Source organism: Pseudaeromonas pectinilytica, from assembly GCF_054780855.1.
Window position 1 is genome coordinate 1 of sequence record NZ_BAAGVN010000323.1, and the last position, 21,750, is coordinate 21,750.

The 21,750-nt window shown below is 52.4% G+C and carries 18 protein-coding genes; 8 read left to right on the forward strand and 10 right to left on the reverse strand.

The window, feature by feature from the left end:
- Window positions 1-51: 51 nt before the first annotated feature.
- On the reverse strand, window positions 52-435 hold the full coding sequence (locus tag ACYVG7_RS13890) for a hypothetical protein (protein WP_460883683.1): 384 nt from the start codon (window positions 433-435) through the stop codon (window positions 52-54).
- A 144-nt stretch (window positions 436-579) separates the two neighbouring features.
- Here ACYVG7_RS13890 and nadA point away from each other — a divergent pair, with 144 nt between their 5' ends.
- Entirely contained in the window at window positions 580-1,641 is a 1,062-nt protein-coding gene (gene nadA, locus ACYVG7_RS13895; protein WP_460883684.1) for a quinolinate synthase NadA, read from the forward strand.
- Window positions 1,642-1,696: 55 nt separating this feature from the next.
- On the opposite strand, the gene ACYVG7_RS13900 is transcribed toward nadA, so the two are convergent.
- Together ACYVG7_RS13900 and gap are read right to left on the reverse strand one after the other, a co-directional pair.
- Window positions 1,697-2,587, reverse strand: coding sequence for a D-hexose-6-phosphate mutarotase (locus tag ACYVG7_RS13900; protein ID WP_460883685.1), 891 nt, complete (start codon window positions 2,585-2,587; stop codon window positions 1,697-1,699).
- A gap of 69 nt (window positions 2,588-2,656) precedes the next feature.
- Complete coding sequence (gene gap / locus ACYVG7_RS13905) at window positions 2,657-3,658, reverse strand: type I glyceraldehyde-3-phosphate dehydrogenase (RefSeq protein WP_460883686.1); 1,002 nt, start codon at window positions 3,656-3,658, stop codon at window positions 2,657-2,659.
- A gap of 442 nt (window positions 3,659-4,100) precedes the next feature.
- Between gap and malQ the strand changes: the two genes are divergently transcribed.
- The 5 genes from malQ (at window position 4,101) to yfcE (ending at window position 11,820) form a co-directional block, all read left to right on the forward strand.
- Window positions 4,101-6,293, forward strand: coding sequence for a 4-alpha-glucanotransferase (gene malQ, locus ACYVG7_RS13910; RefSeq protein WP_460883687.1), 2,193 nt, complete (start codon window positions 4,101-4,103; stop codon window positions 6,291-6,293).
- An 84-nt stretch (window positions 6,294-6,377) separates the two neighbouring features.
- Window positions 6,378-8,561, forward strand: coding sequence for a 1,4-alpha-glucan branching protein GlgB (glgB, locus tag ACYVG7_RS13915; protein WP_460883688.1), 2,184 nt, complete (start codon window positions 6,378-6,380; stop codon window positions 8,559-8,561).
- Between the two features lie 4 nt (window positions 8,562-8,565).
- Window positions 8,566-10,659: a glycogen debranching protein GlgX gene (gene glgX, locus ACYVG7_RS13920; protein WP_460883689.1), complete on the forward strand. Its 2,094-nt coding sequence runs from the start codon at window positions 8,566-8,568 to the stop codon at window positions 10,657-10,659.
- Window positions 10,660-10,716: 57 nt separating this feature from the next.
- Window positions 10,717-11,112, forward strand: coding sequence for a peptide-methionine (R)-S-oxide reductase MsrB (msrB, locus tag ACYVG7_RS13925; protein ID WP_460883690.1), 396 nt, complete (start codon window positions 10,717-10,719; stop codon window positions 11,110-11,112).
- 159 nt (window positions 11,113-11,271) lie between these two features.
- Window positions 11,272-11,820 carry a phosphodiesterase gene (gene yfcE, locus ACYVG7_RS13930; RefSeq protein WP_460883691.1) on the forward strand — a complete coding sequence of 183 codons (549 nt, stop codon included), beginning with the start codon at window positions 11,272-11,274 and terminating at the stop codon, window positions 11,818-11,820.
- A 17-nt stretch (window positions 11,821-11,837) separates the two neighbouring features.
- Here yfcE and ACYVG7_RS13935 read toward each other — a convergent pair whose 3' ends face one another.
- The 5 genes from ACYVG7_RS13935 to nagB form a co-directional block, all read right to left on the reverse strand.
- A complete protein-coding gene (locus ACYVG7_RS13935) occupies window positions 11,838-12,719 on the reverse strand; it encodes a LysR family transcriptional regulator (protein WP_460883692.1) in 882 nt (293 codons plus the stop codon).
- On the reverse strand, window positions 12,719-13,057 hold the full coding sequence (locus ACYVG7_RS13940; RefSeq protein WP_460883693.1) for a MaoP family protein: 339 nt from the start codon (window positions 13,055-13,057) through the stop codon (window positions 12,719-12,721). Before ACYVG7_RS13940 ends, ACYVG7_RS13935 begins: the two co-directional genes overlap by 1 nt.
- Window positions 13,058-13,322: 265 nt before the next feature.
- Window positions 13,323-14,543 (reverse strand): ROK family protein, encoded by a 1,221-nt coding sequence (locus ACYVG7_RS13945; RefSeq protein WP_460883694.1) that lies wholly within the window; start codon window positions 14,541-14,543, stop codon window positions 13,323-13,325.
- Window positions 14,544-15,692: an N-acetylglucosamine-6-phosphate deacetylase gene (gene nagA, locus ACYVG7_RS13950; protein WP_460883695.1), complete on the reverse strand. Its 1,149-nt coding sequence runs from the start codon at window positions 15,690-15,692 to the stop codon at window positions 14,544-14,546.
- Between the two features lie 10 nt (window positions 15,693-15,702).
- Window positions 15,703-16,500 carry a glucosamine-6-phosphate deaminase gene (gene nagB / locus ACYVG7_RS13955; protein WP_460883696.1) on the reverse strand — a complete coding sequence of 266 codons (798 nt, stop codon included), beginning with the start codon at window positions 16,498-16,500 and terminating at the stop codon, window positions 15,703-15,705.
- 467 nt (window positions 16,501-16,967) lie between these two features.
- Between nagB and nagE the strand changes: the two genes are divergently transcribed.
- Together nagE and glnS are read left to right on the forward strand one after the other, a co-directional pair.
- Window positions 16,968-18,473, forward strand: coding sequence for an N-acetylglucosamine-specific PTS transporter subunit IIBC (nagE, locus tag ACYVG7_RS13960; protein WP_460883697.1), 1,506 nt, complete (start codon window positions 16,968-16,970; stop codon window positions 18,471-18,473).
- Window positions 18,474-18,908: 435 nt separating this feature from the next.
- On the forward strand, window positions 18,909-20,570 hold the full coding sequence (gene glnS / locus ACYVG7_RS13965; protein ID WP_460883698.1) for a glutamine--tRNA ligase: 1,662 nt from the start codon (window positions 18,909-18,911) through the stop codon (window positions 20,568-20,570).
- 100 nt (window positions 20,571-20,670) lie between these two features.
- Here glnS and fur read toward each other — a convergent pair whose 3' ends face one another.
- Together fur and ACYVG7_RS13975 are read right to left on the reverse strand one after the other, a co-directional pair.
- Complete coding sequence (gene fur, locus ACYVG7_RS13970; RefSeq protein WP_460883699.1) at window positions 20,671-21,111, reverse strand: ferric iron uptake transcriptional regulator; 441 nt, start codon at window positions 21,109-21,111, stop codon at window positions 20,671-20,673.
- Between the two features lie 140 nt (window positions 21,112-21,251).
- Window positions 21,252-21,638, reverse strand: a complete 387-nt coding sequence (locus ACYVG7_RS13975; RefSeq protein WP_460883700.1) for a carbohydrate kinase family protein — start codon at window positions 21,636-21,638, stop codon at window positions 21,252-21,254.
- Window positions 21,639-21,750: the final 112 nt, after the last annotated feature.

Consider the following 21,750-nt stretch of genomic DNA (forward strand, 5'->3'; position numbering starts at 1 on the left):
ACCAAGAGCCCAACAGTGCAAAATCCTGGTTATCGGGTGGGGTGAAAATAGTCAACAACACGTAAAGGGAACAGCGCCGTAAATTGAGCTTATCTGTGTGTCTTTGCCGATTATGCCACGCAAAATCTCCTGCAATTGTTCCCGCGATGGCGCCGTGCTTGGTTTTTTATAGGCCTGTTCGATGGTGCCGCTTATTACTGCGGGGATGCGATAGGCTTGGTTAATGAATGTGGCAATCCGCTCACCATACAAGCCGGTTTGTCGTGCCAAGCTATGTCGGACCTCATTTTCCAAAGCACTTTTCGACTTGGTGACTATGGCGGCATTCGCATTTTCTAGCGCTGACCAGAGGAAATAGGTGGTAATGATACTGCTGGATAACAAAATAGCGGTAACAAACAGGAGTAACTTATTTCGCAGCGACATTTCATTCATGATGCGCATCTCGCAGAGGACACAGTTATAGGATAGTCATTAATGGGCGCGGGGAGCGGTAATCGTGGGTGCGGCCGCAAAGATTGGGATCTAGTGCACTTGGCGGTATAATCAATCAACTTTCTGAGCTTTAGGTGTGACTTGATGAACAGTATGGTTGATGTCGTTGCTTTGGATTATCCGTTTCCTCCCAAGCCTATCCCCTTATCGCCAGAGCAGCAGCAGGACTATAAAACCAAGATCCGCGCTCTGTTAAAGCAGCGGAATGCGGTTCTAATTGCTCACTATTATACGGATCCCGAGATCCAGGCTCTTGCCGCGGAGACGGGCGGTTTTGTTGGTGATTCGCTCGAAATGGCGCGTTTTGGCAAACAGCATTCGGCGCAGACATTGATTGTTGCCGGCGTTCGTTTCATGGGAGAAACGGCCAAGATCCTCAGTCCGGAGAAGCAGGTCTTAATGCCAACGTTGAAGGCCGAGTGTTCGTTAGACCTCGGGTGTCCTGCCGATGAGTTCAGTGCTTTTTGTGATGCTCATCCTGACCATACTGTCGTGGTCTATGCCAACACATCGGTTGCAGTCAAGGCGCGAGCGGACTGGATTGTCACCTCCAGTATTGCGGTTGAGTTAATTGAGCATCTGGATGCCCAAGGTAAAAAAATTATTTGGGCTCCTGATCGTCATCTAGGGGCCTATATTGCCAAGAAAACGGGCGCAGATATGCTGCGTTGGCAAGCTGCCTGTATCGTGCATGATGAATTCAAGGCCAAGGCACTATTGCAGCTCAAGCTGCAACACCCCGATGCTGCGGTATTGGTGCATCCCGAGTCACCGGAAGCTGTGATTGCGATCGCGGATGCGGTGGGTTCGACAAGTCAGCTAATTAAAGCCGCCCAGCAACTTCCACAGCAGACGTTAATAGTGGCGACTGACCGCGGTATTTTCTACAAGATGCAACAAGCGTGTCCTGATAAGGTGATGCTGGAGGCTCCGACCGGAGGGGATGGTGCCACTTGTCGCAGTTGTGCCCATTGTCCGTGGATGGCGATGAATGGCTTGGTCGCCATTCATGCTGCATTGCAGGAGTCTGCGGGTGAACATGAAATTTTAGTGGATGAAGCCATACGCCAGAAAGCTCTGGTGCCACTGGATCGTATGTTGGCATTTGCCGCTGAGTTACAGCATAAAGTGCAGAATAATATTTAGTAATATGAAGGGCCTTCCGGCCCTTCACTCTGTTTGAGCTCAGCAGTTGCAATGCTTATCGCGAGCTAATTTTTACAAACAATGAGTGCTCGTCGTCCGGTGGTACTGCGATGCCACTCGGCGCGGTGATGGCGGTTTCCACGCAGACCATCTGAGTCCAGGCGTCATTATTCACATCATTCATCGCGGCCGAACCTTCGACCCAGGGCGTCCAGACCACGATGGAGTCCGCATTCCCATGATCCAGTACCAGCCGATGGCTCCCGGTTTGCAGCTCTGTGGATGGGCCGGGTTGGGTATAAACGCGATCGATGGCCCTATCCAGGCTGAATATACCGGCTTCTTTTTCTCGACTGCTATCCAGCTTATCCACATAGCTAGCGCCTAATCCATGGATCTGGACCTTTTCAGGCGCTGCAATTGTGAAGTAGCTGTGCAAGGCACCGCTATACACCAAGGGTGTATCCCCTTCATTGCGGCTGGTGAGCATGAGCGTCAGGTCATCACCAATCAGCAGATCATATTCCAGCGTAAAGGAATGAGGCCAAATCGCTCGCGTTGCTTCCGAATCTTGCAGTGACAGGTGCAACAAGGTGCTGTCAGGTGAGTCACTGATACCATCAAGTTGCCAGAGGGATGTTCGCGCAAAACCATGTTGAGGCTTCCCCAATCCAACACGTTCTGGCGAAGGACCGAACCAGGGCCAGCAAATAGGGACGCCACCCCGGATCCCGCGACTTCCATCCAGGATAGCTTCGGAGCTTAGCCAGAACCAAGGAGTGCTATTTCGGGGGGCAAAGTGGAGTAGATGGGCTCCAAATAAACTGATGATGGCTTCGGATTGTGGTCGATTTACCACCAAAAATTCGATTCCAGCACTATTACGTGCCAAGCTCGTGGTTTCTGTAAGTTGGCGTACCGTTTCAAGATTGAGCAGCGATGACATAACAGATCTCCTCCAAAGAAAAAGGCGGCTTCACAGCCGCCTTTCATCTAACAGGGTTACAGCTCCAAATTACTTGGAGATGTGAGCGATCAGCTCCAGAACCTTGTTTGAGTAACCGATTTCGTTGTCGTACCAGGATACAACCTTGACGAAAGTATCGGTCAGCTGGATACCAGCCTTGGCGTCGAATACAGAAGTGCAGGTTTCACCTACGAAGTCGTTAGAAACAACTTCATCAGTGGTGTAGCCCAGAACACCCTTCATGGCGCCTTCAGAAGCAGCCTTCATGGCAGAGCAGATTTCAGCGTAGGTAGCTGGCTTCTTCAGGTTGACGGTCAGGTCAACAACAGAAACGTCCGGAGTCGGAACGCGGAAAGCCATACCAGTCAGTTTGCCCTTCAGCTCAGGGATAACAACGCCAACAGCTTTGGCTGCACCGGTAGAAGACGGGATGATGTTCTGAGCCGCGCCGCGGCCACCACGCCAGTCCTTAGCGGACGGACCATCAACGGTCTTCTGGGTAGCAGTGGTAGCGTGAACAGTGGTCATCAGACCAGACTCGATACCCCAAGTGTCGTTCAGAACCTTGGCGATAGGTGCCAGGCAGTTGGTGGTGCAAGAAGCGTTAGAAACGATGTCTTGACCAGCGTATTCGGTGTGGTTAACACCCATTACGAACATCGGAGTGGCGTCCTTGGACGGGCCAGTCATGACAACCTTCTTGGCGCCAGCAGTGATGTGCTTACGGGCAGTAGCGTCGTCCAGGAACAGACCGGTACCTTCGGCAACTACGTCAACACCGATAGCGCCCCAATTCAGTTCAGCCGGATCACGTACAGCGGTAACGCGAACGGTCTTACCGTTAACAACCAGGTTGCCATCCTTAACTTCAACGGTGCCCTTGAAGCGGCCGTGAGTTGAGTCGTACTTCAGCATGTAAGCCATGTATTCAACGTCGATCAGATCGTTGATACCGACCACTTCGATGCCCAGGTCAGCACGTTCGAAAGAAGCGCGAAATACGAAGCGACCGATACGGCCGAAACCGTTAATACCTACTTTGATAGTCATAATAGTTGTACCCAACGTTTGTTGTTCAACAGAAAAAATCCGCTAATAAATTTACAAGATCACGGGGGGGAGTCAACCATCAACCCCTTTTTAATTGCGCAATATCATAAAAAAGACTGAAACTTGCTTTCGGATATTACATTTGATTGAAATTTGATGACATTGCTATGGGGACTGCACCAATGTCCAAAGTGGTTGTAAATTGCACACTGATGCTTGATTCGCGACCAATCGACCAAAACAGCCGCTCATGAGTGTCTGTGAGGTCACATTCGCACGCGGGCTGATATGAGAAAATTCGTCACCGAGGCGCGTGTAAAGCTAGGATTAGTCGCGAGTCAGACTAACAGGCGGTCTGCTTTATGCCACCTTGTTTTTTGGAAAAGAAGATGTTCTGGATAGAGACTCAATCAAAAAAGCGTAACAGCGGGAAAATACCAATATGACAACTTTGATTGAACAATTGGCGAGTGCCAAAGGCATTGCCAATGATTATGTGGATGCGTGGGGAAACCCGGCATTGGTGAGTCAGGAAAGCAAGGCTGCCATGCTGGGTGCTATGGGCTACAAAGTCGATGATGAGGCGGCGTTACAGCTTCAACTCGACGAAGAGAATCGCGCTCATTGGACTCAGCCCATGGATCCGGTGCAGGTCGTTCGTAGTGGCGAGGTTATCGGTTTAGAACTGCGTTTACCGATCGACTTGGTTAATAACGAATTGAGCTGGGAAGTCAAAACGGAAGAGGGAAATAGCCTCAAAGGCTCTCTGGTGCCAGTCAATGGCGAAATGGTGGCTGTTGTTCATATCGATGATGCTGAATATCAAGCTTATCACGTCGCTATTAGTGCTGACTTACCCCTTGGTTACCACGAACTTGTTATCAAAAAGAGTGCACGCCAAGTCCTGGGTTCACAGCGGTTGATCGTCGCGCCCCAATCCTGTTTCAAGCAGGAGCCGTTTGTTAATGGTCGCAAGGTGTGGGGGCCCAGCGTTCAGTTGTACTGCCTGCGCAGCGAGAATAACTGGGGGATCGGTGATTTCACTGACCTCGGTGTTCTGGTTGAAAATATGGGGCGATGGGGTGCGCATTTTGTCGGTTTGAACCCGATCCATGCGTTGTACCCTGCCAATCCAGAAAGTGCTAGCCCATACAGTCCGTCATCGCGTCGTTGGTTGAACGTTGTTTATATCGATGTGTTGAATGTTCCTGAATATCAGCAAAATGATGCGGTCAAGGCCGAAGTGGAGTCCGCTCCATTCCAGCAACGTCTGCAAGCATTGCGGGATCTGGAATCCATCGACTACACCGGTGTGACGCAAGCCAAGATCGATATTCTGCGCAAGGTTTTCGCTGGCGCCAAACTTGGCAAAAACACCAATCGCGGCAAGGCGTTTGCGGCCTTCATTGCCGAGGGCGGTGACAGTCTGAAGCAGCAAGCGGTCTATGATGCGCTGCAGGCTTCTTTGTATGCCGAAGGTCAAAATGCTTGGGGCTGGCCAGCCTGGCCTGAAGAGTTCCGTGAATACCACAAACCGGCCGTTGCCAAGTGGGCGGATGAGCATGAAAGCGATGTTCGCTTTTACATGTATTTGCAGTTTCTGGCGGATGAGCAGCTGGCGCAAGCCGATGCTAAAGCCAAGCAATCTGGCATGGTGATGGGTATCTACCGCGATCTGGCGGTGGGTGTCTCCGAAGGTTCTACTGAAATTTGGGCCAATAGCGAACTCTATTGTCCGAAGGCCAGCGTGGGTGCGCCGCCTGACGTTCTGGGTCCACTCGGACAAAACTGGGGCTTGCCGCCGATGGATCCGTCCAAGCTGCTGGAAGCCAAGTATCAACCGATGATCGATTTGTTCCGCTCCAATATGCGTTCTTGTGGATCGCTGCGAATTGACCATGCCATGGCGTTGCTGCGTCTGTGGTGGGTACCGCCAGGAGCTTCTGCTGCCAAGGGTGCTTACATTTACTACCGGGTCAACGATCTGCTGGGCATTCTGGCTCTGGAATCAGTCCGTAATCAGTGTCTGATCATCGGTGAAGATCTGGGCACAGTTCCGGATGGCATGGATGTGCTGTTGAAGGAAAATGGTGTTCACTCCTACCGGATTTTCTTCTTCGAGCGTTCAAAGACCGATGGCGGTTTCATCTCTCCGGCTCATTATCCAGAGCAGGCCATGGCGGCTTTGACCACCCACGATATGCCGACACTGCGTGGTTACTGGCACTGTGATGATCTGACCCTGGGCCGCGAGTTGGGGCTCTATCCTGATGAAGAGGTATTGAATTCGCTTCGTGCCGATCGTCATCAAGCCAAGCAACGGATCCTGGACAGTCTGCATGGCCATGGTGTCTTGCCGGATTCTGTTCCGCGCGACGTCAACTGGTCGGGGATGACGACTGAGCTCAATCATGGCATGCAGATCCACATGTGCCTTGGCAATTGTGCTCTGTTCAGTACTCAGCTGGAAGATTGGTTGGAAATGGATAAACCGGTCAACGTTCCGGGTACCAGTACCGAATATCCGAACTGGCGTCGTAAGTTGACGAAAAACCTCAGCGAGATCTTTGCTAATCCGGCATTGGCCCAGTTGGCAAAACGGATGACTGAGGCTCGGAACAAAGCTGGCCGCTAATTTTTTATAACAATAAGATGACGTAACCCATTAGCCCGTATCCGATGGGCAGGCTGATGGGTTCGTTTTATAGAGGGTGATGGCATGCTGATAAAAGAATTAATGGGGGCCCGTTGTGGCAAACCGTTTGAAAATTTAGGTTTAGTGGTTAATCCAGATGGCTCTGGTTTACTGTTACGCGCCTGGTTGCCTGGCGCCCTGTCCGTTGAGATCAAGGAACTGGGCAGCGACAAGGTGATCGCGGCTATGGTTTGTGTCGACAAGCTTGGGCTCTTCGAAGCCAGTTTTCCGCGTCGTAAGAAACCTTTTTCCTACTCCTTACAGGTTCAATATCCAGATACCGATACGACGATTGTCGATCCCTATCAATTTCATACCGAGGCTTACGCAGGCCTTGCCGAGATGAAACTGCAAGCCGCCAACCTTTATAAAACGCTCGGTGCGCAACTGATCGAAACCGAAGTCGATGGCGTCAAAGTCTCTGGCGTCCGGTTTGCTGTTTATGCTCCCAGTGCGACGGCTGTTAGCTTAATTGGCGATTTCAACTTTTGGGATGGCCGTCGTCATCCGATGCAACGCAGCTTGTGTGGCCACTGGGTGCTGTTTGTTCCTGGGCTGCAAGCCGGTGAACACTATAAATATGAACTCAAAGATCCAATGGGTAATCGTTTGCCTCACAAGGCGGATCCCGTTGGTTTTTATGCCGAGCAATACCCATCCTTTGCCTCGGTGGTCTACGATCACGCCCAGTATGAATGGCATGATGCCGGTTGGTTAGCGTCACAACTGAATGACAAGCTAGAACAACCGATGTCCATCTACGAACTCCATTTCGCTTCCTGGAAGCGTCATGATGACGGCTCCTCATTGAGCTACCGCGAGATGGCGGCTGAGTTGATCCCCTACATTCAGGAGATGGGATACACCCATATTGAGCTGATGCCGATTTCGGAGCACCCTTTCTCCGGATCCTGGGGGTACCAGCCGGTGGGTATGTTTGCGCCCACCAGTCGTTTTGGTTCGGCGGACGATTTCAAATACTTTGTCGACCAGTGCCACCAAGCCGGGATTGGTATCATCCTCGACTGGGTTCCTGCACATTTCCCTTCTGACTCCCATGGCTTGGCGCGGTTCGACGGCACGCCCTTATATGAATATGAAGATCCCCGTCGCGGCTGGCATCCAGACTGGAATTCCTACATCTATGATTTTGGCCGCGACCATGTACGGCAGTTCCTGGTCGCCAGTGCCTTGTACTGGTTAGAGCATTTCCATATCGATGGCCTGCGTGTTGATGCTGTGGCTTCCATGCTGTATTGGGATTATTCCCGTAAAGATGGGGAGTGGGTGCCAAATATTCATGGTGGCAACCATAACTACGAAGCGATCAGCTTGCTGCGCTGGTTCAATGAGGAAGTGTATAAGCACTACCCGCAGGCCATGACGATTGCTGAAGAGTCGACGGCATTTGCGGGCGTGTCTCGTCCCACCTTTACCGGCGGTCTTGGATTTGGCTTCAAATGGAATATGGGGTGGATGCACGATACCCTGGAATACATGAAGAAGGATCCCATTCATCGCCAGTATCATCACAGCGAGATGACCTTCTCGATGGTCTATCACTACGATGAAAACTTTATCCTGTCGCTGTCCCATGATGAAGTGGTACATGGCAAACACTCCATGCTGTATAAGATGCCAGGCGATGAGTGGCAACAAGCTGCAAACTTGCGTGCTTACATGGGATTCATGTATGCCCATCCTGGGAAAAAATCGAACTTTATGGGCACGGAGATAGCACAATCTACCGAGTGGAACCATGATGCTCAGCTGTCGTGGTGGTTGCTGCAATTTGATAAGCACAGTGGTCAGAAGAGTGTGATCCGGGACTTGAACCATTTCTATCGCAACGAACCGGCCATGTATGAGGCTGATTATGAGCGTGGTGGTTTTATGTGGCTGGATCACAGCGATTCTGAACACAGTGTCTATGCCATGTTGCGCCGTAACAAAGCGGGCGACCGCTCTGTTCTCGTGGTGGGTAATTTCACTCCGACACCGGTTGATGGTTACCGTTTGGGCGTGCCGGAGGCAGGAACCTATCAGGTGGTCTTAAATACCGATAGTAGCTACTACTGGGGTAGTGATTACGATATGGGTGGCCTCAGCTTCCAAAGTGAGGCGGTCACTATCCATGGACAAGCGCAATCAATTCTGATTAATCTACCTCCGTTAGCAACAGTCTTTATCAAGCGGATTGGGGATTAATCCAATGGGCGATAGCTTCATGCTCAAGCCTGGTAGAGAGACCCCTTTAGGGGCCTCTCTCGATAGTAAGGGATGCAACTTTTCTCTTTGGGCGCCGGACGCCAACAGCGTCACCTTGTGTTTGTTTGGTCGCGACGAAAAAGAGACGGCACGTATTTCGTTACGTGAGCGCAAGGGACATTACTGGTTTGGGTATGTCGAAGGTGTGACGGCCGGGCAGTTATATGGCTGGCGAGTCGCAGGTGCTCACCATCCGGAGCAGGGGTTGCTGTTTGATGAGCAAAAACTGCTGCTTGATCCCTATACCAAAAATATCAATCGGCCATTACTCTGGAATGAAACCCTGTATGAGGGTGACAGCCAGCAGATGATGAGTAAATCTGTGGTTACGGCAGATGATTTCGACTGGCAGGGCGTGAGCAAGCCGGGATATGCCGACCATCAGACCATTCTTTATGAAACCCATGTGAAGGGGTTTACCCGGTTACACCCAGATGTTCCAGAGGCGTATCGAGGAACATATCTGGCTTTGTGTCAGCCTGCCGTTCTCGAATATCTGACAGCTCTTGGCATTACGACGCTTCAGCTGATGCCCGTGGCCTGCTTCATGAGTGAACCGCGATTGATCGGTTTGGATCTGGTCAATTACTGGGGTTACAACCCGGTTTGCTTTATGGCCCCCGATCCTCGTTATGCGGTGACCGATGCGGTGACCGAGTTCAAGACCATGGTGCGGGAATTACACCGTGCAGGTATCGAGGTCATTCTTGATGTGGTGTTCAACCATACGGCTGAATCCGGTCAGGGTGGTCCCATCCTCTCCTTCAAGGGGCTGGATAACCGCAACTACTACACCTTTGAAAATGGCAGTCATGGCCCTGATTATCAGCGTTACATCAATGTAGCTGGCTGTGGCAACAGTGTGAATGTTGATCATCCCAACGTTTTGCGTCTGGTCATGGATAGCCTGCGTTATTGGCTAGAAGAGATGCAGGTGGATGGTTTTCGCTTCGATCTGGCAGTAACCCTGGCTCGAGAAGGGAACGAGTTTGATCCCTGCGGTGGTTTTTTCAAGGCCATCATGCAGGACCCGGTGATCAGTCAGGCCAAGTTGATTGCCGAGCCTTGGGATATTGGCCCTTTTGGCTATCGACTTGGGCAATTTCCCAGTCAGTGGAAGGAAACCAATGATCGTTTCCGGGATACCGCTCGTTCATTTTGGCGTGGTGATACCGGCCGTATGGCCGACTTTGCGACACGCTTGCTCGGTTCACGGGATGTCTTTCCCAAGTCCTACCGCTCGATCCACGCTAGCGTTAATTTCATCTGCTATCACGATGGTTTCACGCTCGAGGATTTAGTCAGTTACAACCAGCGTCATAATCAGGCGAATGGCGAAGATAACCGGGATGGTCATGGGCATAATTTGTCGGCCAATTACGGTATTGAAGGACCGACTGCGGATCTGCGGATCAGCCATATGCGTCAGCAGCAAAAGCGCAATCTGATTGCGACGCTACTGCTGTCACAAGGCACGCCGCACATGTTGGCCGGGGACGAGATTGGCCGCAGCCAAATGGGCAACAATAACGCCTATTGTCAGGATAATCGGATCAGCTGGCAGAGTTGGGAACTGCGAGAAGAGGACGAACGCTTGCTGGAGTTCGTTAAACAGATGATCCAGTTACGACGCAATTCTGCCGTCTTTTCAGGATTGCGGTTGATCGATGATCATTATTTGGGGTCGTATGGGGCTTTGCACCAGGTGGCTTGGTATCACCCGGATGGGCACTTGTTATCGGATGCCGATTGGAATGCGCCGGTGTCGCAGGTGTTTGTGATGGATATCGGGGATCTCAAAGGCATGGGTGAGCGTTGGTTGGCTCTGTTTAATGCCAGCGGCTACGACATCCATTTTCGTTTGCCAGCCCCGGCCGACACCATGGAATGGGAGCAGGTGATCGACACGGCGGCCGTCGATGGTTTCCTGTTACCCGATGATGTTCGCCGCCAAATAGCGGTTGGACGTGCTCACTCTGTCAAACTGTTGCGGCAGAGGATTTGTGATGCTGGTGCAGTTTCTGTGGTTAAGGGGTGAGAGGCTCGGCAAGATCAGGTATGCTTTCTGTTACAAATTGGTAACAAGGCTAACAAGATGGAAACACCCACCCTCGATTCTTGGCGTGAACGACTGACCGAGGAGCAGTATCGGGTTTGCTGGGAAAAAGGCACGGAGCGCCCCTTCTCCGGCGCTCTGCTGCATAATCGCAAGACTGGGGAATATCATTGCGTGTGTTGTAACAACACCTTATTTGCTTCCTCTTCAAAATTTGATTCTGGTTGTGGTTGGCCGAGTTTTGATACTGCCATTGCCGGTGCGGTACGTTATGAAAAAGATAAATCCCATGGCATGGTTCGTACCGAGATCCTCTGCCAGCAGTGTGGTGCCCATCTGGGGCATGTATTCGACGATGGCCCAACGCCGACCAAACGGCGCTACTGCGTGAATAGCGTTTGCCTGACTTTTTCCGCGAACGATGTGCAGGAGTAGCGTTTGACTATCGCGCGCCTGGTGGTGCTTTGCTATTCGTGTGAAGGTGTGAAGGTGTGAAGGATGGTCGAGAGTCGGCTATGGGCAACAGGCTCGTCACCTGCTGTGACATTGAGGTAAGCTGGCTTTCCTCATTTGGCATAACGCTCAGGTATTGATGTGACAACACTGGCCATCCTTTCTGATATTCATGGTTGTTTACCTGCTCTGGAACAGACGCTTCTCCAGCTACAACCCTATGCACCGGATTACTATCTGCTATTGGGCGATCTCCTTAACCATGGTCCGCGTAATCCGGTGCCTCAGGGCTATGCTCCGGCTGCAGTCGCCGAGTCTTTGAATCAACTACGTACCCGGATCCTTGCGGTGCGAGGAAACTGCGATAGCGAAGTCGATCAGATGTTATTGGCCTTTCCCTGTCTGTCTCCCTACAACTTTTTGTTGCTGGGGAGTCGACGCTGTTGCATGACTCATGGCCACCTGTATTCGCTTGAGCAACTGGCTCTAGGCTCCGGGGATGTCCTGTTTTCCGGGCATACTCACTTGGCGGGTTTCTCTGAGCCTGCACCCGGCCTGCTCGCTATGAATCCTGGATCTATCGCCATGCCCAGACAGGGGCCGGCGAGCTTTGGACTCTATCAGAATGGTCATTTCTCTATTCGCGAGGTAGAGGACGGTTCTTTGCTTGCCGAGCGAACCTGGTCGTGATCGGAGTTGTATCGCGCTTAGCGTGGGGAGGTTGGTGCAGGGCGGCTTGTTTTCTGGCCAATACGCCAATTGCTATTGAGCAGACCTGATAACGACTCTTGCTGCGTTGCAGTGGAGCGATAGGCCAAGTAGAGAGTGCGGGGTAGGTGTGGTGCTCCATCCACCATGTGCAAAAGACCTTGTTTCAGCGCCGGAGCGACCGCAGGATGAGGCAAGTAAGCAATACCGCCATGTTGCTTCAGATGTTGCTCTGCTTGCCGCAGGGAAGGCGTCAGCAAGGTGGGTACACGGCCCTGCAGTTCGGCCGGGAAATTGGTATGGGTAAAATGGGCATGGGTTTCAATCATCACCAGCGGCTGTTGCTGCGTTTGCGACAGGGCCAAGCCTGCTTGTCGACTCACTAGACTGAGATGGTATTCGGCCAGAGGACGGACCGAGACTTCATCGATTTTGCTCGGCTCTCCCAAGATTGCCAAATCGAGGGTTCTTTCCAGCAACTGGCGACAGAGCTGTTCGCGGTTGCCAATTTCATACCTTAATAGCGGTTGCGACGCCTGCTCAAACCAGGGATCGATCCACTCCTGCAACCCCATCTCCCAGCAGAATAACGGCGCACCTACCGCGAGTTGGCGTTGTACATCGCCTTGCTGCCCCATTTCCTGCTTAGCGCGTCCCAAGGTTTGTAATATGGCCTCGGCATAGGGGTAGAGGCGCTCTCCGGCGCTGGTGAGTTGAATATTGTTACGATGACGAGCGAAGAGGGTTACCCCCAGTTGTTGTTCCAACTGGCGGATCCGAAAACTGACGGCTGATTGCGTCAAATACAGGGTTTCTGCTGCGCGACCAAAATGTCGGCTTTTACTGACCTCGATAAAGGTACGCAGCAGATCCGTATCCATTAATCCAGGGACTCTTCGACGGGCTCGAAGCTGGCATCATCCGTTGCATTGCCACCTGACGTGCAGAGGCGATGCACCCGACGCGGGCCAATCACTTTCAGATACTTGAACCAGACCTTGGCATGAGGGCTGCCAGTGGCATCTCCGGCCTGGACTCGTTCAATGAAAGTTATTTCTACCTCATCGGCGGGCTCGCGCTTGCCTTGGTAGAGTTCGAGCATGGCTTGGCCACACTGTTCCAGAGTGTCGGCTTCGGCAACAGTAAACTGCCCGCTACGGCGCAAGCCGCGTGGGAAATGTTGGAAGTCGTTAAAACGCTTATCAGATACAAAGCTCATGGTAGTCATTGCTATTGTTGTTGTCCTATCGCGGGGAAGTATGTTCAGCCATGGAAAGAGTTAAAAATCGAGTTTTTTCATGTGATGATAAATTATATTTATCGTTCGCTATTCTGCACAGTTCAAGCTGCAAAAGTTTCACACAATGACGGATAAACTGGCGTAAATAGCTGAAAAAACATACAAATCAGGATTTTTACCAAAAACGGCTTACAAGCGGCGTTAAAAAAACCGGAGGTTCCGGTTTATTTATTCTCGGGGTTTGTCACATTTCCATGATGCGTTGTAATAGGTCGCCCTCGAGCAAGGCTCGTTTGATCAAGGCAACACCTCCCATGGTGTGCTGTCCCTGAAAATAGGCACGTTCGATGGGCAGGTTCTGATGAAAGCTGGGGAGGGACTGCTGCTCCACACATCGTCGGATGGCGGGGAACAAGATTTTATCCGCTTCGACCACCTCGCCAGCCAACAGGATCTTCTCGGGATTAAACAGATTCACCATGATGGCGATGGTTCGTCCCAAATATTCTCCCGTTTCCTGAATGATTTGGCCTGCCAGAGCATCTCCCGCATTGGCGGCGCGGCAGATCTGCTCGATGGTCAATGAGGCAGAGGCAGATGACAGCGAGGATGCATGACCGCGAGCCAGCAATTCCTGGCTGCGCTCCACGATGGCAGCATTGGAGACTATGGTCTCCAGGCAGCCAAAATTACCGCAGTGACAGCGGCGGCCAAATCGTTCGACTTGGATATGACCTATCTCGCCGACGTTGCGATTCTGTCCTAACAGGACCCGCCCTTTGCTGATGATGCCAGAGCCGACCCCGTTGTGGATGGTGATGAGTATGGCATCTTGAGTGTCCTGCGAGGCGCCAAAAAAGTGTTCCGCCAGCGCCAGGGAGCGGGTGTCATTTCCCACATAGCAGGGGAGTGCAAAGTGGGTTTCCAATAGCTGTGCAAGGGGCACTTTATTCAACGTCAGCGTGGGCATATACAGCACCTCACCTGACTCCGGATTGACCAGTCCAGGCAAGGTCACGGCCAAGCCGATTAGTTTGCGGATTTTGCGTGGGTTATTGCTAATCAGCTCGTCAATCGTGGCGATCAGCGTGGCCAGCACCTCGTCAATGGTCGATTGACCCACGAGCTCGCGTCGCATCTGGACCAGTTCACGGCCCGCCAGATCGCAAAGTGCCAAGTACAGGGTGCGGCGTCCCAACCGACAGGAGACGAACTGGAAGCGATCCCGTACCGTCATCAAGGAGATGGCTCGACGTCCGCCTGTGGACTCTTGCAGCGCTTCCTCACGGATCAGATCGTGCTCCAGCAGCTGCCGGGTAATTTTGGTCACACTGGCGGGAGCTAACTGGCTGATCTCGGCTACCTTGACCCGGGATATGGGCCCTTGCAGGTCGATAATGCGATAAACCGCTGCCGCATTAACCTGTTTGACCAGGTCGATATTCGCTATTTGTCCGTCTGTCATTTATCGGTGTTCTTGATAGGTTCCGTGGACCAGGGTTGCCGTGACGTTGAATGCATCATCGAAGATGACCAGATTGGCAACTTTCCCTTCGGCAATACTGCCCAGATCGTTCGCTCGACCCATGGCGCGGGCCGGGTAGAGGCTGGCCATGCGCAAGGCTTCTTCGAGCGGGATCCCGACCTGTTGTACCAGGTTTTGAACCCCTTCGATCATGGTGAGCGCCGAGCCGCCGAGTGTACCATTCTTGTCCACGCATTGCCCATGACGGTAAAAGACGGTGGTGCCACAAAAATCGAAATGATCAAATCCCTCCGGAGCTCCGGCCGGGGCGGTCGCATCGGTGACCAGACAAAGACGTTCGCCGAGGATGCGATGCGCCAGACGGACGTTTGCCGGATGGACATGATGCCCATCGACTATGATCCCGGCGTAGATATCTTGCCGATCGTAGATAGCCCCCACGATACCGGGCTCCCGGCCATTTAGGGTGGGGGTCATGGCGTTGTACAAATGGGTGGCAAAGCGGATCCCGGCGTTGAATCCGGCGATTGCCTGTTCGTAGTTGGCGGCGCTGTGGCCGATTGCAACCAGTATTCCGGCCTCGCTGAGTCGCCGAATATGGTCCAGATCATTCTGCTCCGGAGCCAAAGTGATCTTGGCAATCCAGAGCGCGTTCTGACAGAGATAATCGATCATCTCCTCGGTGGGGCGGCGGATCTGGTCGGCAGGATGAATGCCCTTGCGGATCACATTGGTATAAGGCCCTTCGAGATGGAGACCTAGCACCTCAGTGGGGTGAGCCTGCATGTAATCACGAGTCGCCTCGATGGCGCAGCGCATATCCGCATCCGGGCTGGTGATCAGCGTCGGCAAGAAGCTGGTGGTGCCAGACTTCAAGTTTGCTTCCTGCATCACCGCCAAGGTTTCCTGAGTCTGTGCTGCATTGAACATGACGCCGCCGCAGCCATTGAGCTGCAGGTCGATGAAACCGGCGCTCAGGTGCTGGCCTTGCAGGTCATAAGCCGGCAGGTCTGGGCTGAAGGCAGACAGCGGACGAATAGCCGTGATGCGGCCCTGGTCGATTAAAACCCCATGCTCGTGGAGTAACCCGGTTTCGGAATGGACTAGCCCATTACGCAATACAAACATCTGCTCGCCCTCAAATCCGCTTAATGTTTTCGGCTTCCAACTCCTGGAAGTAACGCACTGTCTTGACCTTGAGCTCCATGGTGCTGGGCTCGTCGCAGACTATGATGCCACGGGGATGCAGCTGCAGGGCGGAAATGGTCCACATATGGTTGACGGAGCCCTCGACGGCAGCCTGCAGTGCTTGTGCCTTGGCGTGCCCGGTGACCAGGATCAGGATCTCTTCTGCATCTAGCAGGGTTCCTACTCCCACAGTGAGCGCCAAGCGTGGTACCTGGTTGACATCACCAAAAAATCGAGCGTTGGCGATACGGGTATCTTCGGTCAGCGTCTTGATTCGCGTCCGGGAGCTTAAGGAGGATGCCGGTTCATTGAAGGCGATGTGTCCATCGTTGCCAACCCCGCCCATGAAGAGATGAATGCGGCCATAGGATTTTATTTTCGCTTCATAACGCTGACATTCCGCTATCAAATCCAGGGCATTGCCATCCAGCAGATTGATGTTTTCATGGCGAATATCAATGTGGTCGAAGAAATTTTCGAACATGAAGCTGTGATAGCTCTGCGGATGGTTCTCGGGTAAGCCGACGTATTCATCCATGTTGAATGTCACCACATTGGCGAAACTAACTTCACCTTGCTGATAGAGCTCAATCAAACGCCGGTAGGTATTCAAAGGCGTGCCGCCCGTGGGCAGGCCCAGAACAAACGGCCGCTCCGGTGTCGGCGCAAATTGAGTAATGCGATCAACAATGTAACGAGCGGACCAGTAACCAACATGAGCAGTTTCTTTGAGTGGGATCAGGCGCATCTGTGATTCCTCATGGCGTTGTGTTGTTGCACCATCTTAATTTACAACTTAAACCAAGATCCGGTATTTGGCTATTAATTTATGTGATTATCGCATTTCATGGTGATTTGAGCCACGATTTCAAGCATGGTTTGTTATCGTCACGAAATAACCGTTCTAGACTGATCCCATCACCCTTGGATCCTCAATTTGACCTGACGATCCAGGGGGGGAATATCAAGTTTGATGTGTAATTGTTTGTTTAGGTTGGTTTATTTCTACGATGGTTACAGCACAGCTGCTTCGACGTCTGTCATGGATACCGATGACTGCGGTGCCGGAGAGGGAACAACCTTTATCCGAGGTGTACCGAGTACAGTTGCCGTCGTGTTACGTGTTCCAGCAGTTTTAATCAGTGGTGAATGAAGTGGGTTGGCTAGCTGTTTGCTTATCCGCCAGGGTCACTTGGACAGTTATAGGAGAGGGATGTGAATATTCTCGGTTATCTACAAAAAGTCGGCCGTGCCTTGATGGTGCCTGTCGCGACACTGCCCGCGGCAGCCATTCTGATGGGGGTGGGTTACTGGATTGATCCTGTAGCCTGGGGTGGCAACAGTGCATTAGCGGCGTTCTTTATCAAATCGGGTGGCGCCATCATCGACAATATGTCGGTGTTGTTTGCCGTGGGGGTGGCTTATGGCATGTCCAAAGATAAGGATGGTGCCGCTGCGTTAGCGGGGTTTGTCGGCTTTCTGGTGCTGACCACCCTCTGTTCTCCCGGTGCTGTGGCGCAAATTCTCGGATTGGTGCCGGCCGATGTACCGGTGGCGTTTAATAAAATTCAGAACCAGTTTGTCGGTATTCTGACCGGTATTATTGCCGCCGAGCTTTACAATCGTTTCAGTGGTGTCGAATTGCATAAGGCGCTGGCTTTCTTCAGCGGCCGTCGTCTGATCCCGATCCTGACGTCGTTTGCCATGATCCCGCTGGCCTTCGTGCTGATGTATGTTTGGCCGGTGATCTATGATGGATTGGTCAGTTTTGGTGAACAAATTCAGGGCATGGGCGCAACGGGCGCAGGCATTTATGCGTTCTTCAACCGCTTGCTGATCCCGATTGGTCTGCATCATGCGCTGAATTCTGTGTTTTGGTTTGATGTGGCCGGTATCAATGATATTCCTAACTTCCTGGGCGGGGCTAAATCCTTGGCTGAAGGCAAGGCTGTGGTCGGCATCACCGGTATGTATCAGGCGGGTTTCTTTCCCATCATGATGTTTGGTTTACCGGGTGCGGCGCTGGCTATTTATCAAACGGCTAAGGTCAAGAACAAAGAAAAGGTTGCGTCGATCATGATTGCCGCCGCCTTTTCCGCCTTCTTTACCGGGGTGACCGAGCCGCTTGAATTTGCGTTTATGTTTGTGGCGCCACTGCTCTATGTGCTCCATGCTCTGCTCACCGGTATCTCGGTGTTTATCGCCGCATCCATGCACTGGATTGCCGGGTTTGGCTTTAGTGCCGGCCTCGTGGATATGGTGCTCTCCTCGCGCAATCCGTTAGCGGTCCAGTGGTACATGTTGCTGCTGCAAGGGATTGCATTCTTCTTTATCTACTACTTCGTATTCCGCGTGGTCATCATTCGCTTCAATCTGAAAACGCCCGGTCGTGAAGAGGATGACCTGACCACCTCAAGCTCGGTTGCTCAAGGGACTGTGGCTACCAATCGTAGTGAGTTGGCCAAGCAATATCTCAAAGCGCTGGGAGGGCATGACAACCTGCTGAGTATCGATGCTTGTATTACCCGTTTACGTTTGACTCTCAAGGATCGCTCGGTTGCCAATGAGCGCGTACTCAGAGCTTTAGGGGCTTCGGGCGTCGTGAAACTCGGAGAGAATAATCTGCAAGTCGTACTCGGTCCGCAGGCGGAGATTATCGCCGGTGAAATGAAGAAGATCCCAGCAGATACCGATCTGGATACCGTGGTATTACCGAGCTAATTCTCTTGTCTTGGAAAACCCGCGGCCCGGCATTAGCCCGCGGGTCAGGTAACTCGGATTAGTCGCATGTCAAAACGGTTGGCTAGTCTCTGTGTCGGTGCCACAACACACAGAGACGCCAACCGTTTTCCTTATCGATGATGACTTTCGTCATCTGCGCGACCGTTTTCTCCGGCCCGATACTTCGACGCGACCATAACTGTAGTTCTATCCATACCGTGGTGTCCCGTGGCGCCGGGTTGTCCGGGTTTCCAGAAATCAGCGCCACTTTGTCCCGTGTGTCGCGATGAACCTCTTTTTTCCTCGTCTTGGACGGATTTTTTTCGTCTGACAGTGGACGGAGACAACCGATAAATCCCTTGAGCCAGGGTGGGGATTCATGGATCATAAGCGGTTATCGCGCAGTTGCAGCTATTATCTCTTGAGGTGAAGTGAATGACTCAGGCGGAACATCGCCCCAGCAATTTTATTCGTCAGATTATCGATGAGGATCTGGCGAGTGGGAAACACAGCAGTATTGCGACCCGTTTCCCGCCCGAACCGAATGGTTATCTCCATATCGGCCATGCTAAATCCATCTGTCTGAATTTTGGTATCGCACAGGATTATCAGGGAACCTGTAATCTGCGATTTGATGATACCAACCCAGCCAAGGAAGAGGTGGAGTATGTCGAGTCCATCCAGCGCGACGTGCAGTGGTTAGGGTTTCAGTGGAACGGTGCGGTTCGTTACTCTTCGGACTATTTCGATAAGTTGCATGGTTATGCCATTGAGCTGATCGAAAAGGGGCTGGCTTATGTGGATGAGCTGACGGCCGAGCAGATCCGCGAATATCGGGGCACACTCACTGCTCCGGGTAAGAACAGTCCATTCCGTGACCGCTCGGTTGCAGAAAATCTGGCGTTGTTCGAGAAAATGCGCGCCGGTGGCTTCAAAGAGGGCGAGGTTTGTTTACGTGCCAAAATTGACATGGCCTCTTCGTTTATCGTGATGCGGGATCCGGTGATTTACCGCGTCAAGTTTGCCGAGCATCATCAGACCGGTGATAAGTGGTGCATCTACCCGATGTACGATTTTACCCATTGCATTTCGGACGCTCTTGAGGGGATTACCCACTCCATTTGTACTCTGGAGTTCCAGGATAATCGCCGTCTGTATGATTGGGTTCTTGATAACATCAGCATCGAGTGTCATCCACGCCAATATGAGTTCAGCCGTCTGAACCTCGAATACAGCATTATGTCCAAGCGTAAGCTGAACCTGCTGGTCACCGAGAATATCGTCGAAGGTTGGGATGATCCGCGGATGCCGACCGTCTCCGGTTTGCGTCGCCGTGGCTACACCCCCGAGGCGATCCGCGAGTTCTGTCGTCGCATTGGTGTCACCAAGCAGGATAATACCGTCGAGATGAGCGCTCTGGAGTCTTGCATTCGTGAAGACTTGAACGAGAATGCCCCCCGCGCCATGGCGGTGCTGCGTCCGGTGCGTGTGGTGATCGAAAACTACCCGCAGGATAAGGTCGAGATCCTGAGCTCGCCCAACCATCCGAACAAGCCGGAACTGGGTACTCATGAGTTGCCGTTTGCCCGCGAAATTTTGATCGATGAAGCGGATTTCCGCGAAGAAGCGAACAAGCAGTTCAAGCGTCTGGTTCTGGGTAAGGAAGTTCGGCTGCGTCATGCCTATGTGATCAAGGCCGAACGGGTCGAGAAAGATGCGGATGGCAAGATTACCACTATCTACTGCAGCTACGATCCGCAGACGCTGGGTACCGATCCGGCGGATGGTCGCAAGGTCAAAGGCGTGATCCACTGGGTGACTGCCGAGCACTCGCTGCCTGCTCAAGTTCGGTTGTATGATCGTCTGTTTGCCGTGGCAAACCCGGGAGCGGCGGAGGATTTTCTGACCACGATCAATCCTGCTTCCTTGACGGTGATTGATGGGGCTCGTGTTGAACCGAGCTTGCAACAGGCAGCCCCGGAGCAGGCTTATCAGTTCGAGCGCGAAGGCTATTTCTGCGCGGACAGCAAGCTATCTACGCCAGAGTCGCTGGTGTTCAACCTGACGGTTGCACTGCGTGATACTTGGCAGGGCTAATGCTCCGGCGTGAATCGCAACCAACAAAAAACCGCCGAAATGGCGGTTTTTTTTATTGCTTCAGCGTCGGCATCCTCATATCGGTTGCCCTTGCTGATGCTTATTTGTTTTTGCTGCGCTTGGCGATGCAATCGGGATGATTGCAGTGGCCATATAGATACAGGCTGTGGTGCGTCAGCTCGAGACCAAATTTTTGTGCCACTTCATTCTGCCGCTGTTCAATCACATCGTCATGAAACTCGATCACGCGACCACAATCCAAGCAGACCAAGTGATCATGATGCTCCTGGTGGGCCAGTTCGAAGACTGACTTGCCACCCTCGAAATGATGGCGAGTGACAATCCCGGCATCATCAAACTGGTTCAATACCCGATAGACGGTAGCAAGGCCAATCTCTTCGCCTTGATCCAGCAGTTTTTTATAGAGCTCCTCGGCACTGATGTGTTGACATTCTGGCGTTTGCAGGTACTCGAGGATCTTGATGCGGGGGGAGGTGATCTTCAGTCCGGCATCTTTAAGCTGCTGATTATTTGAGGTCATGGCACTCTGTCTTCTGAGGCGGCAAGGGCCGCAAGCTGGCATCAGGAAGTTGCATTATAGGGTCCACTCGCTATGAAATGGAACCGTCTGGAGAACTGTTCCCCTAATTGCCGGGATAACCAATGTTAGCATTTTTCTGTTCAAAGCCCATATTGCATTAACAACTGCTGCCATTCCTTCACATCTGGAAGCCCATCGGCGGCGCCCACCGCACCAATTTTCCAACCGGCAAACAGACAGGCCCGGCGCAAGGCTAGCCGTGGATCCCCATGCTGTAACCACTCATGGATAAAGGCTGAAAACAGCGCATCGCCGGCGCCTATGGTGTTGATGACCCCGCGAGGGGCTATGGCCGGAGCATGGAAAAACTCATCGTGTGTAGATTGATAGAGTAGGGCGCCACGGCTGCCACATCCCATGATGATGAACCGGTTGTGGTAGCGCTGTGCTAACGAGCGAATGAATGATTCAGCGGAGCGACCATCCAGACCTTCATCACTCAAAAACAGAATATCGGCGGCGGCCATGAACTCCCGGTTGTAATCGTCATCTATGTCCCACCTTTTTTGACGAAAGGGGGCTCCCACCGACGTAGGTGGGAGGGGAATTTCGTCGGGGCGTCAGCCCCGCTGGTTTTGA